Here is a 17,258-nt window from a genome sequence, read left to right as displayed (position 1 = left end):
ACAACAAAAAAGGCTAACCAAAAACACTGAATAAGTTAAAGTAACTAACCTATAACCTAATGAAATACCGCCTTTATTCGGCTCTTTTCGTACTACTAAGTTTGTTCTTGAGCTTTGTGGCTCCTGCTCAAATGACGCTGGTCAATCCAATCCTGACGGGCTTTTATCCTGACCCCAGCATCGTGAAGGTTGGTCCGGATTATTATCTGGTTAATTCCACGTTTTCGTACTTTCCCGGTCTTCCGATTATGCACAGTAGAGACCTCAAAAACTGGAAGCAAATCGGTAACGTTATTGACCGGCCCGAACAGATGGACTTTATGGGCGAACGGCTGACCCGTGGTCTTTTTGCGCCGGGTATTAGTTATTCCAAGGGCACATTCTACGTTACCTGCACCGACATTGACCACGACGGCAACTTTGTTGTTACGGCCAAAAATCCCGCTGGTCCCTGGAGCAATCCCGTCAAAATTCCGCAGGTACGGGGCATCGATCCATCCATTTATTTTGATGAAAGTACTGATAAAGCCTACATTATCTACAACAGCGATGCCCCCGACCGGAAGCCGTTGTATTCGGGCCACCGGACTATCCGCATGTATGAGTTCGACCCGGTGAAGTTGACGGTTATTGGCGAAGAAAAACAGTTGGTTAACGGTGGCGTGGACCTGTCGAAAAAGCCGGTCTGGATTGAAGGGCCGCATATTCTCAAACGGAATGGCTGGTATTACTTATACGCAGCCGAGGGCGGTACGTCGGTCAATCACTCCGAAGTGGTGCTACGTAGCAAAGATGTCTGGGGGCCTTACGTACCGTTCGAAGGCAATCCAATTCTGACTCAACGGGAGTTGCCGGCTGATCGGAAAGATGCCATTACGTCGGCGGGGCACGCGCAATTTGTGGAAGGTCCTGACGGAAACTGGTATTCGATTTTTCTGGCGGTACGTCCTTACGAAGGCGATTATTACAACACCGGCCGCGAAACCTTCATTGCACCGTTGACGTGGAAAAACGACTGGCCGATGATCGAGCATGGCGAGAAAGCTATTGCCTATAGTTATTCCGTTAATTACAAGGAAGTTAAGCAAAAGGGGGCGCTGCCGCAATCGGGTAATTTTGGCTACACCCTCTCTTTTGATAAAGAACTTGATCCGTCGCTTTTATTCATGCGGACGCATGATAAAAATTCATATTCGCTGTCGAAGAAGCAGGGGTTGACTCTAAAACTGAAGCCCGAAACGGTAATGGACTTCGGGAACCCGTCGTTCGTCGGGAAACGCCAGCAACACCTTTACAGCACGGCCGAAACCGAGCTGACGTTTACGCCAAAATCAGATAAAGAAAAAGCTGGTCTGGTGATTTTGCAGGATGAAAGTCATTTCTATTTCCTGTGCAAATCACAATCAGGAGGTAAGGATGTGCTTCAACTTTACAAAGGAGTTCCCCGGTCGAAGGAGATGGAGTTGCTGACGGAAACACTACTGGACCCGAAATCGGGAAAAGTCGGTTTTCGCATTACGTCGCAGGGCGATACGTATAGTTTTTATACCTCGACCGATGCCAAGAACTGGACATTGTTAAAAGATAAACTAGACGGTAAGTTTCTGAGCACCAAAGTGTCGGGTGGGTTTGTCGGTTGTGTATACGGCCTGTATGCTACGTCGTCGGGTGAGCCGAGTACGAATACAGCTTCGTTCCAGTTTTTGACTTATAAGGGTGAAGATCCGATGTATAAAAAGTAAATCATCCCCCCGGGCTATAATCTAACTCGTCTGCATAATAGAATTGGGTCATATACACACGAGTAAGAAGATATTTATAGAGCTGGCTCTGTTTAATAGCACTGATATATGAGAAACGGAATGCTCCGATATGGTCTGCTGGTAATTGGGGCGCTGCTCGGATACGTAACAGCAGTGGCGCAAATCGCCCAAAACCCGATCATCTTCGCCGACGTGCCTGATATGGCTATGATCCGGGTGGGTGATACGTACTACATGAGCAGCACGACCATGCACTTGAGTCCGGGCCTACCCATTATGAAATCGAAAGACCTGGTGAATTGGGAAATGGTTGGTTATGCGTACGATACCTTGGCTACTGTGGACGCTCTGAATCTGACAAACGGAAAAAGTGCGTATGGTCGGGGTTCGTGGGCCAGTAGTCTGCGCTACCACAACGGTACGTACTACGTAACAACCTTTGCCCAGACTACCGGCAAAACCTATATCTACACCACAAAAAATATTGAAAAAGGTCCCTGGAAAGAATCTTCGTTTAAACCCTCCTACCACGATCACAGCCTGTTTTTTGACGACGATGGTCGCACTTATCTGATTTACGGGGCTGGAAAACTCAAAATACTTGAACTCAACGCTGATGCTTCTGGTGTAAAACCGGGTACTACTGAGCAGGTGTTAATTGAAAACGCCAGTACGCCGTCGGGAATGGGTGGTGGTTTGCCAGCCGAAGGGTCTCAATTGTTTAAGGTGAATGGGAAATATTACCTGTTCAACATTACCTGGCCACGTGGGGGTATGCGTACCGTAGTGATTCACCGGGCCGATAAACTGACAGGTCCCTGGGAGGGGAAGGTTGCCTTGCATGATTTAGGCGTAGCGCAGGGTGGACTCATCGATACGCCCAACGGCAGGTGGTACGCGTATCTGTTCCGTGATTTCGGTGGCGTGGGGCGCATTCCGTATCTGGTTCCGGTAAAATGGGAGGGGGGCTGGCCTGTGTTGGGTGTCGATGGAAAAGTACCCCAAACGCTTGACCTGCCTGTCAGTAAAGGCTTTATACCCGGTATAGTAGCTTCCGATGAGTTTACTCGTAAAAAAGGTGAACCGGCCCTGCCGCTGGTATGGCAGTGGAACCACAACCCTGCCAACAGCCTCTGGTCGGTCAGCGAGCGCAAGGGTTTTCTGCGGCTGAAAACCAATCGAATGGATACGTCGTTTGTGATGGCCAGAAATACACTTACACAACGTACCATAGGTCCCGAATGTACTGGAGCAACTGCGCTGGACGTAGCGAATCTGAAAGATGGTGATTTTTCGGGGTTGAGTCTGTTGCAGAAGAGTTATGGATTGGTCGGCGTGAAGCGGGAGAATGGACAGTATTTTGTAGTGATGGTAAGTGCGGCTTCAGGCAAACCAATTGAAGCACAACGCATTCCGCTAATGCAGAAAACGGTATATCTGAAAGCCGAATGCAACTTTAAAAACAAAGCCGATACGGTTCATCTCTTTTACAGCCTGGATAACAAAACCTGGACCCCCATCGGCGAATCGCTGAAGATGTCATACACCATTCCGCATTTCATGGGCTACCGATTTGGTTTGTTCAACTACGCCACTGCGAATACGGGTGGGTATGCCGACTTCGATTATTTCCACATAAGCGATACGATACACCATGAATAAGTTAGCCTTGCTTCTTACTACGTGTCTATTTTGCCAGTTTTTTTTAGCGAAGGCTCAGGATAAAAATTTCTACATTTTCCTGTGTTTCGGACAGTCGAACATGGAAGGGAACGCCAAAATTGAACCGCAGGATACCGTTAACGTAACTAGCCGGTTTCAGGTGATGGAAGCGGTTGATTGCCCCAGCCTGAACCGAACCAAAGGGAATTGGTACACCGCCATTCCACCTTTGTGCCGCTGTAAAACTGGCCTTACCCCCGCCGACTATTTTGGTCGGGAGTTGGTATCTAACCTTCCCGAAAAAGTACGGGTGGGCGTGATTAACGTAGCGATTGGCGGCTGCAAAATCGAGTTGTTCGATAAAGATCACTACGATTCGTACGTTAAGACGGTGCCGGGCTGGATGAAAAATTTCATTAAGGAATACGATGGGAATCCATATGCCCGACTGGTCGAGATGGCGAAACTGGCTCAGAAAGATGGGATCATCAAGGGTATTCTGCTGCACCAGGGTGAGTCGAACACCAACGATACGTTGTGGACGCAAAAGGTGAAAGTCGTGTATGACAACTTGATGAACGATCTGAATCTGAAACCCAGAAAAGTGCCATTGCTGGCCGGGGAAACGGTCAATGCAGATCAGGAAGGTAAATGTGCAAGTATGAATAAAATCATTGCTACGCTCCCACAGACGATCAAAAATTCACACGTGATTTCGTCGGCTGGCTGCACCGGCTCGGCTGATAACCTGCATTTCAACGCGGCCGGGTATCGGGAACTGGGGAAACGCTACGCCATGCAAATGCTGTTGTTGCTGGGTAATAGGCCCAGACCATCTGAATAAGTACAAGTCGCTATAAAAAATGTGTTATTAATAAGCTACTTCCGTTTCGCAAAAACAGTCAACTTAACTCGTAATTCCTAGACTTTCATAACTATGGATCAACCCTTACCCGTCCGTTTTCTGTTTGTTTGGGCACTATTGTGCCTCAGTAGCCTGGCAATAGCCCAGCCTCCGCGCGGGCCGCTGGTGGTGTCGCCCCAGGTAAATGCCGATAAGTCTGTTACGTTCCGGTATCTGGCTCCGCAGGCCAAAGAGGTTCGACTGAGCGCACAGTTTGAAAAGGCGCCCGTTGCAATGACTAAAGACGCGCAGGGCATCTGGAGCGTGACGACAAGTCCCATCAAGCCCGATATTTATCCCTACAGCTTCCAGGCCGATGGCGTAACAGTCATGGACCCGGCCAACGTAGCGTTTTTCCCGAACGAGCGGTTTAAAGCCAGTCTGGTGGATGTGCCCGGTAATACACCCCTGGTGCATTCGATGAAGGACGTACTACATGGTTCAGTCAATTATGAATATTACCCATCCGCTGATGGGACTACTGGCTCGGTGGTCGTGTATACCCCGCCGGGTTATGATAAAAATACGTCGCAGAAATACCCGGTCTATTACCTCATCAGCGGCACGACCGATACTGAAGAAACCTTTTTCAAAGTGGGCAAAACCAACTGGATTCTGGACAATCTGATCGCCGACGGAAAAGCCAAACCCATGATTATTGTCATGCCGTATGGGAACATTGCGGCACGTATCTCCGAACAAAAAGGGGGAGCCAAACCCGCCGATCCAACGGTGCGTGATGGCGACGATGCCGTCAAACGGGCCAACGCGTTTGGCGATGATCTGGTCGGTAATGTAATCCCCTACGTTGAGAAAAATTACCGTACCCTCCCTAACCGGGAAAATCGGGCAATCGGCGGTTTCTCGCGCGGGGGTGGGCAAACGCTCCGCACGGGTTTCGGGCACATGGATAAGTTTGCGTGGGTATGTGCCTATAGTTCGTATCTGTCGCCCCAGGAAATGGAAAAGAGCTTCCCGCAGATAGTTGGCAAGCCCAATGAAACCAACAAGCAGCTGAAGCTGCTCTGGGTGAGCGTAGGCAGCGACGATTTTCTCTACAAAGGCACCGTCGAATTTATGGACTATCTGAAGGCGAAGCAGGTGAACTACAAAAGCCTGATCACCGACGGCGGTCATACCTGGATGAATGTCAAACACTACGTTGCCGAAACTACGCCTTTACTCTTCCGCTAACCCGTCAACCCTCATGAAACGAATTCTTTACTTATTCCAAGCTCTGCTGTTTTTTTCGGTGACGGTCAGCGCCCAGCAGCGGCCCCCGGCTATTAGCTCACCTGACGTACATCCTGACCACAGCGTTACGTTCCGCTATTATTCGAAGAAAGCCAACAAGGTTATGCTGAGCGGTGAGTTCCTGAAAGCGCCCGTTGCTATGACAAAGGATACGTCTGGCATCTGGAGCGTAACGGTTCCGCCCGTCAAGCCCGACATTTATCCCTACAGTTTCACTGTCGACAGTGTGCAGCTTGCCGACCCGAACAATACGTACATTTTTGCCAACGAGCGTTTCAAACGTAGCATTGTCGACATACCAGGCGATCAGCCGCTGATTCATTCGCTCCAGAACGTACCACATGGGAAGATCAGCTATCGGTACTACAAATCGGGCACATTGGGCACTACGCGTCAATTGCTGGTATACACACCACCCGGCTTCAATTCCAACGGCAAAATCAAATACCCGGTGCTATATCTGATTCACGGTGGTTCGGATACCGAAGAAACCTGGACCAAAGTTGGCCGCGCCAACCTGATTGCTGATAACCTGATAGCTCAGGGCAAATCCAAACCGATGCTGATTGTGATGCCCTACGGTAACGTTCGTCCCGCGCCCATGCCCGACTTTACGAAAGACATGGTGAATGACATCGTTCCGTTCGTGGAGGCAAATTATCCGGTTCTGAAAGACAGCAAAAACCGGGCGGTGGCTGGGTTTTCAGTGGGCGGTGGCCAAACGCTTAACATTGGCCTGACCAATACTGACAAATTCGCCTACATCTGTTCGTATGCGCCCTATACGGCTACTGAAGAATTTCAGAAAAACTTTGCCAACTGGTCGCCCGATGCGAATAAGATCAACAGCCAGTTGAAGTTGTTCACCATCAGCGTAGGCACCGACGATTTTCTGTACGAGCCGGTAAAAAAGAACATCGCCATGTTCGAAGAGAAAAAAATCAAAACGAAAAGCTACATCGTGCCCGGTGGCCATACCTGGATGAACTGCAGGCAGTATCTGGCCACTACGTTACAGGAGATCTTTAAGTGAGGATAAAAACCCATACATCCCCTGATGGGGACTTATGGGTAAACAAACCAGTTAAGAAAAAATCATTATTTCTTAAACCAACAAACCCATGATTCGCAATTCGTTAGTTACACTCGTCACTATGGCGATAGCCAGTGTAACCTGTTTTTCTCAGGGCAGCCAATTAACAGTCACAGAGGATTTTAAACCCTCTACGTTGAACCAGCCGGGGCAGGAGTACCCGCAGGTAAACTCTCAGGGCTATGCCCGGTTCCGCATAAAAGCGCCTAAAGCCGATAGTGTTCGGGTGAGCCTGGGGCTGGGCGGACGCGGAGGTACGATACTCAACAAAGGGGACGATGGCTTCTGGAGCGGCACAACGGCTGGCCCGATGGACGAAGGGTTTCATTATTACAACGTAACGATTGATGGCGGCAAGTTCAACGACCCCGGCGCGCTGAATTATTACGGTTCGGTGCGGTGGGAGAGTGGCATTGAAATACCTGCTCATGATCAGGATTTTTACGCGCTGAAGGAGGTCTCCCACGGAAACGTGCAGCAGATTCTGTTCCCTTCCAAAAGCACCAATACGTCCCGCCGGGCGTTTGTATACACCCCGCCGGGCTACCAGAAAGAGAAATCAAAGAAATATCCGGTGCTGTATCTGCAACATGGTTGGGGTGAGGACGAAACGGCCTGGAGTAATCAGGGACATGCAAATCTGATTATGGACAATATGATTGCCGAAGGTAAAATAAAGCCCTTCATTATCGTAATGACCTATGGCATGACCAACGAGGTGAAATTCGGTAAGATAAGAGAGTTCAAGATAGACCCCTTTCAGACAGTGCTTATCGAAGAACTAATTCCGTACGTAGACGCTAATTTTCGTACGTTGGCGAACCGCGACAATCGGGCGATGGCGGGGCTGTCGATGGGTGGTATGGAAACCAAAACCATCACTCTCAATAAGCCGGATGTTTTTGGATATTACGGTCTGCTCAGTGGCGGTGTCTACTCACCTGATGACCTCAAGGACAAGACGAAACCGAAACTTATTTTTCTGAGCTGTGGCAGCAAAGAAAGGCCCGATGGCGTTAATAAGTCGGCTACAGACCTGAAAGCCGCCGGTTATAATGCGGTTTCGTATGTGTCCGATAAAACAGGTCATGAGTTCCAGACCTGGCGCCGTAGCCTGCACGAGATGGCTCCACTGCTGTTTAAATAAACGTTTTTTCTGACAGGATTTGTTGAATTGAAAAGAATCCTGAAAATCCGAAGCGTCGGCCCGGCTGTTAATCCTGTCGAAAACATTCCTTAAAAACATGATAAAAATTTCATTCATAAAATGGTGGTATCTGGTTGTTACCTTAATAATTGGGTCAACTGCCTATTCACAGACCATTGAAAAAGAAGCGCCCAAAGGGTTCGATCAACTTCGGACGGGAATTGCTACAGGCAAACTCGATACTATTCAATACGTATCAAAAACGGTAGGCACTACTCGTAAAGCGTTGATATACACTCCGCCGGGTTTCAACAAAAAGACTAAATATCCGGTGCTGTATTTGCTTCACGGTATCGGTGGGGATGAGAAAGAATGGCTTCGGGGCGGCACTCCGCAGGTCATTCTGGACAATCTGTACGCAGAAAAGAAGCTCCAGCCTATGATTGTGGTGATGCCAAACGGACGCGCCATGAAAGACGACCGGGCGGTTGGCAACGTTTTCGACAAAGACAAGGTCGAAGCATTTGCTACGTTCGAGAAAGATTTGCTGAACGACCTGATTCCGTTTATAGAAAAGAAATATTCGGTTCTGAAAGATCGGGAGAATCGCGCCATTGCCGGGTTGTCGATGGGGGGCGGGCAATCGCTGAATTTCGGTCTGGGTAATCTCGATACGTTTGCGTGGGTCGGTGGTTTTTCGTCGGCGCCCAACACGAAACCTCCTCAGGAATTGGTCCCGAACGCGGAAGAAGCCAGAAAGAAACTCAAACTGCTCTGGATTTCGTGCGGAGATAACGATGGGCTTATTACGTTCAGCAAACGCACCCACGACTATCTATACCAGAATAACGTACCACACATTTACTACGTTGAACCGGGCGTACACGATTTTAAGGTCTGGAAGAATGGCCTGTATATGTTCTCGCAGTTCCTGTTCAAGCCGGTCGATACGTCCACGTTGACGAAGTACACGGTTTTAGGATCGCCAGCGTCTACGAATATCCGATCTGCCAAATACCCCCAGATTTTACCGGACAACCGTGTTGTATTTCGGTTCAAAGCGCCCGGTGCGCAGAGGGTACAGATTGATCTCGGCAAGAAATACGATATGGTAAAAGATACGGCCGGGTTCTGGAACGTAACGACGGATTCCGTCAGCCGGGGTTTTCATTATTACTCGCTGCTGATTGATGGCCTACCCGTGGCTGACCCAGCCAGCGAATCCTTTTACGGCATGAGTCGCATGGCCAGTGGCATCGAGATTCCAGACAAAGACGGTGCCTATTACGCAGTAAAAGACGTACCACACGGCGACATACGAATTAAGCGCTACCTGTCGAAAGCGTCGAACACTTGGCGGGAAATGTACGTATATACCCCACCGGCTTATGATCGGTCGACAGAAAAGTATCCAGTGCTGTATCTCCTGCACGGTGGGGGCGAAGATCAGCGGGGCTGGGCTACGCAGGGCAAAACGGACCTGATTCTGGACAACCTGATTGCCGAAGGAAAAGCCAAACCGATGGTGATCGTGATGCTCGATGGCAATGTGAGCAACGCAGGGCTGGCGGGTTTCAACGAGAACGTATTACGATCTTTTGAGAACGAGCTGAAACAGGGCGCAATCCCCTTTGTGGAAAGCAATTTTCGGGTCGAGACCGATGCGAAAAACCGGGCGTTGGCAGGGCTGTCGATGGGTGGTTTGCAGACACTGTATGCAGGTATCAAAAATACGAATATGTTTTCGTCGCTTGGGGTCTTTAGTTCGGGCTGGTTCGCTAACAATCCCAAGCTGTCTGATCCACAATACGAGTTCATGAAAACCAACGCCAGCACCATCAACAATAACCTGAAAAATCTGTGGATTTCGATGGGTGGGAAGGAAGATATTGCCTATCAGAACTGTCAGATTATGATGAAAAAGTTCGACGAGATGGGAGTCAAATATAGCTACAGTGAATATGCTGGTGGTCATACCTGGCCTGTCTGGCGGCACGATCTGTTCATGTTTACACCGTTACTGTTTAGGTAATCATACGAAATTTGTGTTCAGTGTTTTTATTTAACTATTAATGATTTTCTGTATGAAATGGTTATATCCTGGTCTTACGCTAACAGCTCTGACCGTTTGCTCGCTACCTACGGATGCACAGACCAACGGAGGCAAAACGCCGAAGGATAAGCCGCTGGTGTCGCATATGTATACCGCTGATCCCTCGGCTCACGTCTTTAACGGCAAAATTTACATTTATCCCTCGCATGACATAGATGCGAAGGATGTGAAGGAGGACGACGAAGGGGGACACTTCGCCATGCGTGACTACCACGTACTATCGATGGACAAAATTGGCGGTCCGGTGAAAGACAATGGCGTAGCCCTCGATATTAAAGACATTCCCTGGGCGGGTCGTCAGCTATGGGCGCCCGATGCTACGTATAAGAATGGTACGTATTACCTCTATTTTCCGGTGAAGGACAAGCAGGATATTTTCCGCATAGGCGTAGCAACCAGCAAAAGCCCAACGGGGCCGTTCAAACCTGAGCCAACACCCATTAAAGGCAGCTACAGCATCGACCCAACTGTTTTTCAAGATGCCGACGGCAAGGCATATCTCTACTTCGGAGGCATATGGGGTGGGCAGTTGCAACGCTGGAGCGGCAATACGTATAACCCCCAAGGAGCTTTGAAGAAAAAAGATGAGGTAGCGTACCTGCCCCGTGTAGCCCAACTAAGTGCTGATATGAAAAGCTTTGTCGAACCGATACGGGAAGTGCAGCTTCTGGATAAGGCTGGAAAACCATTTCTAGAAAAGGATAACGACAAACGCTTTTTTGAAGGAGCCTGGTTGCATAAATACAACAACAAATACTACTTCTCGTATTCTACCGGTGATACGCACAACCTTTGCTACGCTATTGGCGACAATCCGTACGGGCCCTTTACGTATCAGGGTATCGTTCTCAAACCCGTACTCGGTTGGACGAATCACCATTCCATTGTACAGATTGACCAAAAATGGTATTTGTTCTACCATGATGTTCAGCTTTCTGGAAAGACCCATCTACGGAATGTGAAAGTAACCGAATTGACATACAATCCCGATGGGACGATCAAGCCGATTGACGCATATAAATAAGCTTTTTCGACTGGATTGACATGACTTGTTGGGATTCTGTAAGTCATGTCAATCCAGTCGAAAATCTTAAATTATTTCCTGATGCTTAACTCACTTTCTACGTCCTAATTGTCCTGACGGTTGCCTCCGTAGATAGCGCCTGAAAAAGGGCTGAAAGATTATTACAAAAACTAGTTCCCGATTGGTCTGGCCGTGAATCAGCGTATGGTGTAGCACGATCCGGATGCTGAACTGATTCAAGCACAGTTTAACAGGATGACACCCAAAATGCCATGAAAATGTGGCCCATCCATATTAATTGTTGAAGACTACATCGAAAAGGCGTTTCAATATGCTCACGATGCTGACTTCTCCGTCTAACTGATCTACAACAATTATAATTGAATTTTTAACAAAACACTGGACAAATCCCTAAGCAACATTTTGACATTGCCTGTTATAATAGTCGAGAGGGTCGGTTTGCTGGATTGAATTGGCGGTTCAAACGGTTTTCAGCAACTGGGTAAGTGTACTTGGAATTCGTAGCAGTGACTATATATTTCTTCTGAATGACACTTTTTAGAATAGCTCATTTCATCAGTCTGGCCACCCGGAGCCGGGATATTTTTAACTCTGGAGCTTTTAGATTTTGAGTAATTTTTCGCTCTGACCTTTACTAGCGGTACATGGTTACAAAGCTATTTTATTTTTTCCTAACGGTTTTAACCCAGTCATTCATGCTGTAATTTCATAGAATCTCACATGCCTTTTTTGAGCAATACCTAAGTTGTTTCCTACCATAAAGCGTTTAAGTTTCATCAAAAAATATATGGAGAGTCTTAATCATTATGCAATCCAAGCAAAAAGGGAATAGAGTCATTGTTTAAACTGAAAATACAAAAGCCAGTTAACTTTACAGCTAACTGGCTAATTCCCAATGTGATCCCGAAGCGACTCGAACGCTTGACCGTCTGCTTAGAAGGCGTAATGTTAATACTATTTATTGTTTGTCGTTATTTATTAACTATTTAAAATTCAATTGGTTATATCAAATTCAATTATTGTCTTTTATTGTTCTCTAGTGTTATTTATTATATTTGTTGTACCTAACGTTGTACCCAAAAGTTAGGTACAACAGATGGCAAGGACTACCGAACACAAAGAAGGCAAAGCAACTGTTAAAATTATTTTTCGAACTGCTAAGACTCTTTCAGATGGCTCACACCCGTTTTGGATACGTATAACCAAAAATCGGAAAACTACTTTTATTGCCACAGGCATAAGCCTCAAACCGAAGTATTGGAATAGTAACTATACAGGTTACAAAGAGGCCATTCGTAAAAATTATCCTGAACCATTCCGAAACGAATTAATCAATAAATTAAACGAGTGGGAAAAGAAATATAGCATTGCCGCTGAAGCATTAGCTGATACTGATGAAATACACGATTCCAAAAGCGTAGCCAGCAAAGCTATTGAAAGCCGCAAACAAGCCCGTAGAGTAACACTGTTGGCTTACATTGATGAACTAGCAGCAACTATGGTCAAGGCGAAGCAGAAGGGCAACAGTATTATCTATAGAGACCTTAGAAATCAATTAGCCGATTTTATCAAATTTCAGTACAACGTTGCAGACGTTTCGTTTAGTGAAGTAACAGTACAGTTTTGTAATAGGCTGGAAACATTTTTTCGAGAAAGAGGTAATTCAGATACAACCCTAAGTAATCGTTTCCGAACCCTACGAGCAGTACTTAATAAAGCTATTGCCGAAGGAATAGCCAAATCAGAGCACTATCCTTTCGCTCGAAATGTGGCAGAAAAGCATAGGTTTTCCATCGGCAAATTCGACACCTCAACACAAAAAAGAGCTATAAGCCGGGATGACATTCGTAAAATCGAAAACTTCACGCCAACCGGAACAGCTATCGGGCCACATGCTAGTTTACGTAATACTGTTGAAGTCGAACGCTTAACATTGGCAAAAAACGTATTCCTATTCAGTTTCTATGCTGGTGGAATAAACTTTGTTGATTTAGTAAAATTACGTTGGAGCAATCTGGCAATTGATGCCGAAGGAAATATACGGCTTACTTATATTCGACAAAAGACAGGTGGAAAGTTTTCAGTTCGATTACTCCCCCCTGCTGTTGCCATTATTGATCTATACAAATCTTTTAGGCATAACATGCAAGAGGGATACATATTCCCAATCCTTAACGAAAAGAAACACCGAACCCCTGAACAAATTCATAATAGAACGCATAAGGTTTCTGCAATGGTAAATGCTGACCTCAAGATAATAGGCCAAAGGGCTAAGATTGATACCCCTTTGACCACTTACGTTGCACGACATTCATTCGCTACCGCTTTACGGCAAAAAGGTACGTCTACCGCTGTTATAAGTCAGGCAATGGGCCATAAGTCCGAAGCTGTTACTGCTATTTATCTGGATTCGTTTGCATCGGAAACTGTTGATTTGGCTTATGAGGCTTTACTTTAAACTTAACAACTTACGATGAAGTATGTATTTGATATAATGGATAAAGCCGGGATTGAAAAGGGGATTAGAGAAATGCTTCGTGAAGGCTTTCGCAATGCCAAATTTTATGATGCAGATCCTCAACAGGGTGGCCAAAGGTTACCCCGTAGTCAATCGGTCGCATTTCAAGAAATGATTAAAAAACTGGAAGAAATAACAGGATTGCCTTATATACCTACGGATGATTCAGAACAAATGAAATTAGTTCGCTATGACCTGTATTTAAAGCAATTAAAAGAGTTTATTGACCGAAGGCGATGGAATGCTGGTCTGATAACAGGTAATAAGGAAATAAATGCTTTTCAACAGCTTTGGCTGGAAGAAGAGAAAAATAATATTGCCCGATGGAAACAGGAAACCCCAAAAGATAGGCCAGAGAATATAGTTGAATTGAACAAATATGATGTTTATATAACTGGAGTGATAAAATCTCTACAGGCTACTAGTTCACATGACATTTACTCGCATTGTACCGCTAATGAATTTAAAGTTGATTTAAGTGAATTGTGCCCTAAATGCCCTCTTATTGAATACATTTCCACTAAAATAGACGAACAGATAGTTTTCCAGGCCAACCAACAAAAAGAAATTTTAACTGACATACAATTCACGGAATACTGTAATGCTGAAATTACAGATGCACAGAAAGAGATGAGAGAAGCAAGTATTTATGTGCAGCAGGATAAAGACGACCCCAAGTTTCGTAGTTCGCGAATACTCTCATATATCTGGAATAAAGAGCGAATAAAAGCACTAAATAGAGTTCAAGCCGCTACTACATTAGAGAATAAACTTATTAACGATAATATTAAACCAATAGAAATAGAAATTCCTGGCTTTGATGACCCCCCTAAGCTTCAACGTGGAGTAACATCGCTTGTTCATCAATACCAAGCCGCAAAAGGAAATCCAGCCCCCTATAAACATCCTTTTTTTTGGCATACAAAATTTAGACACTATAGTTCGTCACCTTACGTGTTAGAAGTAAATAAAGATGAAGTAGTGACAGATGAGAATGGTAAAGTGATTGAGAGAAAGAATGTTAATCTAACCAATGAAGATATAAACGAAGCGTTCATAAATTACATTACGACTTGCCATGTCAATCAAATAGCTCCCTTTCTGAGCTTTCAATTTGAGAAGTATTATAATGGTTTACGGGCCAATGAATCAGCACAGCCCTTCTTTGACTATGTGAAATATCTGGCGGATCTAGCAAATAACCGTAACCTGTTATATAAAGCTGAAGCAGATGCTACTATAACTTGGATATTAACAAACCCTTATTATAAACATGAAACATCTTCCCAACCTGCTCCCCTCGAAGAAGTAGTTTTTATTGACCCTGAGCAAAATTTATCATTACGACAAATTGCATTGCTTTTCATATATCAAAACAAGCCTTTAAGCAGGGGCGATGAGGCTAATAAAGTTGCTCGTCAATATCAACATCAAAGTGGGGAGCGGTTATACAAACTTTATAATAAATATAGTCGTACTTGTGACAGAACAGGCGTAGAAGGTAAAGCAATAAAACCACTGATAAAGGATATTGAGAAAATCATGCCTTATCTTAACGAGCAGCAGAGAAGACAAGCTCAAACAGAGATACAAACGATTAATAATAAAATTCAAGACTAGTCTTGACTAGTCACGGACGTGACTGCTTATGCAACTTGCCCCCATCAAATTAAACGATGGTAGGCAATGAATAATCCATTTGAGCCGATTAACGCCCGGCTTAATAATTTAGAAGCGTTAACTTTAGAAGTACTACAACTCCTACGTAGTACAACCACATCCTCAAACGATGAGGTTGGCGGTATTAAATTAGCACAGGACGTGACGCGTTTAAGTGCCGCTAGAATCTACACGCTCGTTTCTGAGCGAAAACTCCCCCATAAGAAGCGTGGAAATCGATTAACGTTCCGACGATCTGAGCTTTTAGAATGGCTAGACGAAGGCAACCGTGAAATGATAGGAGAGCAAGACTTATGATAGTCCTGCTGATTTTACTCCAACCGGACATCCTGAACTATTTTACTTTTTGGAGGTTCAGATTGCCCCGAAAACGTCCCGTCTCAATGCCAGCGGCAATTGAAGTTGAAGAAAATCCTGACGACTTCCCATTTGGCCCCGCCCCCCGCGAACAGGATTGACCACAAAAAAAGGCGTTCCCCCGAACGCCCCTAATGCACTGTACTGATCTTACCAAAGTTATGAATATTACTGAAGATTTAAAAGCCAATGTTGCGGCTAATGCTCAACGGCTTAAACAGGGAGAACAACCCAATGTTGGCCCTTTCCCTATCGCTATATTTCCAAAGTTGCTGCAACGGGTTATTGATCAAACAGCCCGGCATTTACAATACCGTACAGAATGGATAGCCACGTCGATTTTGTACGCTGCTAGTGTAGCAACGGGGAACAGTATAGGAACCAAATACAATAACTGGCCGCAAAAAGCAACGCTGTATCTGGCCATTGTTGGCATGCCAGGAACGAACAAAAGCGGCCCTCCAGAATACGCACTAAAGCCCTTACGTCAACTAAATGCCGAGTACTACAAACGGTATAAAGAAGAAAAAGCCGAGTATGACCGATGGGAGAATTTGAGCAAGACTGAACGCAAAAACCAGGGTTTGCCTACAATGATGTACCCACCGTTTTATCATACGCTATTGGTTTCCGATGTAACTCCTGAGGGGTTAGCCCAAACCCATCAAAATAACCCGGTTGGGCTAGGTCTGTTCATGGATGAGTTGGCCGGATGGTTCCAGAATTTCAATCGCTATCAAAAAGGGAGTGAACAGGAATTCTGGCTATCAAACTGGTCGTTTTCGCCAGTTAGTATCATCCGAAAGACTACGGCCCCTATCCTAATCGATCAACCCTTTATTTCAATTGCCGGAACTATTCAACCCGGCGTCCTGGGTGAACTGGCAAAAGACCGGCGTAACCAGAATGGGTTTATTGACCGGATTTTGTTCGCCTATCCTGATGAACAAACAACGCCTTACGATGCGGATAGTAGCTTAAATTCGGCTATTACGGACGATTATCGAATCTGCATCAAAAAGCTACTCGGATTGCGTGAGAGTGTCACCAACGACGAAAACGGTAATCCACAAACGAGATGGTTACCCTTTGCCCCCGATGCTTTTACGGCCATGAGAAATTGGAAGAATGCCAGTACCGACCGGCGTAACCAAAGTGATAATCCAGCCTTAAAAGGATTATACGCCAAACTGGAAGCGTACTGCATCCGGTTTGCACTACTGATTGAATTATTGGATTGGACTTGCCGTGATTCTGACCTGACCCATATACAGCTTTCCAGCGTAGAACGAGCCATTGAATTAACCGCCTATTTTCAGGCAAATGCCGAAAAGGTGTATTACGTGTTGAATGAACAGAGCGCAGCCGAACGCCTACCTCGTGAGCAACAACGCCTTTTCAATGGAATGCCTGATGAAGTCAATACAGCCGATGCCATTGAAATGGGAATTAAAATGATGCCGCCCATATCCAAAAGAACAGTCATGCGATTGCTCAGGAACCCGCTTGTATTTAAACGGATAGGGCGTGGTGAATACGAAAAATGCTGTTAATCTGTGGCATTTTGGCACTTTGACACTTTCAGCTGTAATAACTTGAAACAGAGTATTATACATTTCATTGACGTGCCAAAAAAAATGTCAACGTGCCAAAGAGATTTTGTTTAAACTGCCCTAGTCGTTTCTCTTAGATTGGCACTTTGGCAATCACTTTGGCACTTTC

The 17,258-nt window shown here is 45.7% G+C and carries 12 protein-coding genes; all 12 read left to right on the top strand.

Annotated features, from left to right (window positions below; all coding sequences use genetic code 11):
- The first annotated feature begins 59 nt into the window (after positions 1-59).
- The 12 genes from ACYVD4_RS17485 to ACYVD4_RS17430 all read left to right on the top strand — a co-directional run bounded on the left by ACYVD4_RS17485 (position 60) and on the right by ACYVD4_RS17430 (position 17,089).
- Positions 60-1,742 (top strand): glycoside hydrolase family 43 protein, encoded by a 1,683-nt coding sequence (locus ACYVD4_RS17485; protein ID WP_460947998.1) that lies wholly within the window; start codon positions 60-62, stop codon positions 1,740-1,742.
- A gap of 108 nt (positions 1,743-1,850) precedes the next feature.
- Positions 1,851-3,425 carry a glycoside hydrolase family 43 protein gene (locus ACYVD4_RS17480; RefSeq protein WP_460947996.1) on the top strand — a complete coding sequence of 525 codons (1,575 nt, stop codon included), beginning with the start codon at positions 1,851-1,853 and terminating at the stop codon, positions 3,423-3,425.
- Positions 3,418-4,269 (top strand): sialate O-acetylesterase, encoded by an 852-nt coding sequence (locus ACYVD4_RS17475; protein ID WP_460947994.1) that lies wholly within the window; start codon positions 3,418-3,420, stop codon positions 4,267-4,269. The genes ACYVD4_RS17480 and ACYVD4_RS17475 overlap by 8 nt, the downstream gene beginning before the upstream one ends.
- A gap of 93 nt (positions 4,270-4,362) precedes the next feature.
- Complete coding sequence (locus ACYVD4_RS17470; RefSeq protein WP_460947992.1) at positions 4,363-5,523, top strand: alpha/beta hydrolase-fold protein; 1,161 nt, start codon at positions 4,363-4,365, stop codon at positions 5,521-5,523.
- A 13-nt stretch (positions 5,524-5,536) separates the two neighbouring features.
- Positions 5,537-6,616: an alpha/beta hydrolase gene (locus ACYVD4_RS17465; protein ID WP_460947990.1), complete on the top strand. Its 1,080-nt coding sequence runs from the start codon at positions 5,537-5,539 to the stop codon at positions 6,614-6,616.
- 88 nt (positions 6,617-6,704) lie between these two features.
- Entirely contained in the window at positions 6,705-7,823 is a 1,119-nt protein-coding gene (locus ACYVD4_RS17460; protein WP_460947988.1) for an alpha/beta hydrolase-fold protein, read from the top strand.
- A gap of 97 nt (positions 7,824-7,920) precedes the next feature.
- Positions 7,921-9,855 (top strand): alpha/beta hydrolase-fold protein, encoded by a 1,935-nt coding sequence (locus tag ACYVD4_RS17455; protein WP_460947986.1) that lies wholly within the window; start codon positions 7,921-7,923, stop codon positions 9,853-9,855.
- A 52-nt stretch (positions 9,856-9,907) separates the two neighbouring features.
- Positions 9,908-10,960: a glycoside hydrolase family 43 protein gene (locus ACYVD4_RS17450; RefSeq protein ID WP_460947984.1), complete on the top strand. Its 1,053-nt coding sequence runs from the start codon at positions 9,908-9,910 to the stop codon at positions 10,958-10,960.
- Between the two features lie 1,117 nt (positions 10,961-12,077).
- The gene (locus ACYVD4_RS17445) at positions 12,078-13,439 is read left to right on the top strand and encodes a phage integrase SAM-like domain-containing protein (protein WP_460947982.1); all 1,362 of its coding nucleotides are present in this window, start codon (positions 12,078-12,080) and stop codon (positions 13,437-13,439) included.
- 15 nt (positions 13,440-13,454) lie between these two features.
- Positions 13,455-15,119 (top strand): hypothetical protein, encoded by a 1,665-nt coding sequence (locus tag ACYVD4_RS17440; RefSeq protein ID WP_460947980.1) that lies wholly within the window; start codon positions 13,455-13,457, stop codon positions 15,117-15,119.
- A 66-nt stretch (positions 15,120-15,185) separates the two neighbouring features.
- A complete protein-coding gene (locus ACYVD4_RS17435; protein WP_460947978.1) occupies positions 15,186-15,476 on the top strand; it encodes a helix-turn-helix domain-containing protein in 291 nt (96 codons plus the stop codon).
- 221 nt (positions 15,477-15,697) lie between these two features.
- Positions 15,698-17,089, top strand: a complete 1,392-nt coding sequence (locus ACYVD4_RS17430) for a DUF3987 domain-containing protein (protein ID WP_460947976.1) — start codon at positions 15,698-15,700, stop codon at positions 17,087-17,089.
- Positions 17,090-17,258: the final 169 nt, after the last annotated feature.

This window comes from Spirosoma daeguense (assembly GCF_054776875.1).
This window is presented reverse-complemented; position numbering and strand designations above follow the sequence as displayed.

What these genes read in the sequence shown, in the direction of transcription:
- ACYVD4_RS17480 (WP_460947996.1), top strand. Translation starts at nt 1,851, where the DNA reads ATGAGAAACGGAATGCTCCGATATGGTCTGCTGGTAATTGGGGCGCTG.
- ACYVD4_RS17465 (WP_460947990.1), top strand. Translation starts at nt 5,537, where the DNA reads ATGAAACGAATTCTTTACTTATTCCAAGCTCTGCTGTTTTTTTCGGTG.
- ACYVD4_RS17430 (WP_460947976.1), top strand. Translation starts at nt 15,698, where the DNA reads ATGAATATTACTGAAGATTTAAAAGCCAATGTTGCGGCTAATGCTCAA.
- ACYVD4_RS17470 (WP_460947992.1), top strand. Translation starts at nt 4,363, where the DNA reads ATGGATCAACCCTTACCCGTCCGTTTTCTGTTTGTTTGGGCACTATTG.
- ACYVD4_RS17460 (WP_460947988.1), top strand. Translation starts at nt 6,705, where the DNA reads ATGATTCGCAATTCGTTAGTTACACTCGTCACTATGGCGATAGCCAGT.
- ACYVD4_RS17445 (WP_460947982.1), top strand. Translation starts at nt 12,078, where the DNA reads ATGGCAAGGACTACCGAACACAAAGAAGGCAAAGCAACTGTTAAAATT.
- ACYVD4_RS17475 (WP_460947994.1), top strand. Translation starts at nt 3,418, where the DNA reads ATGAATAAGTTAGCCTTGCTTCTTACTACGTGTCTATTTTGCCAGTTT.
- ACYVD4_RS17450 (WP_460947984.1), top strand. Translation starts at nt 9,908, where the DNA reads ATGAAATGGTTATATCCTGGTCTTACGCTAACAGCTCTGACCGTTTGC.
- ACYVD4_RS17485 (WP_460947998.1), top strand. Translation starts at nt 60, where the DNA reads ATGAAATACCGCCTTTATTCGGCTCTTTTCGTACTACTAAGTTTGTTC.
- ACYVD4_RS17455 (WP_460947986.1), top strand. Translation starts at nt 7,921, where the DNA reads ATGATAAAAATTTCATTCATAAAATGGTGGTATCTGGTTGTTACCTTA.
- ACYVD4_RS17435 (WP_460947978.1), top strand. Translation starts at nt 15,186, where the DNA reads ATGAATAATCCATTTGAGCCGATTAACGCCCGGCTTAATAATTTAGAA.
- ACYVD4_RS17440 (WP_460947980.1), top strand. Translation starts at nt 13,455, where the DNA reads ATGAAGTATGTATTTGATATAATGGATAAAGCCGGGATTGAAAAGGGG.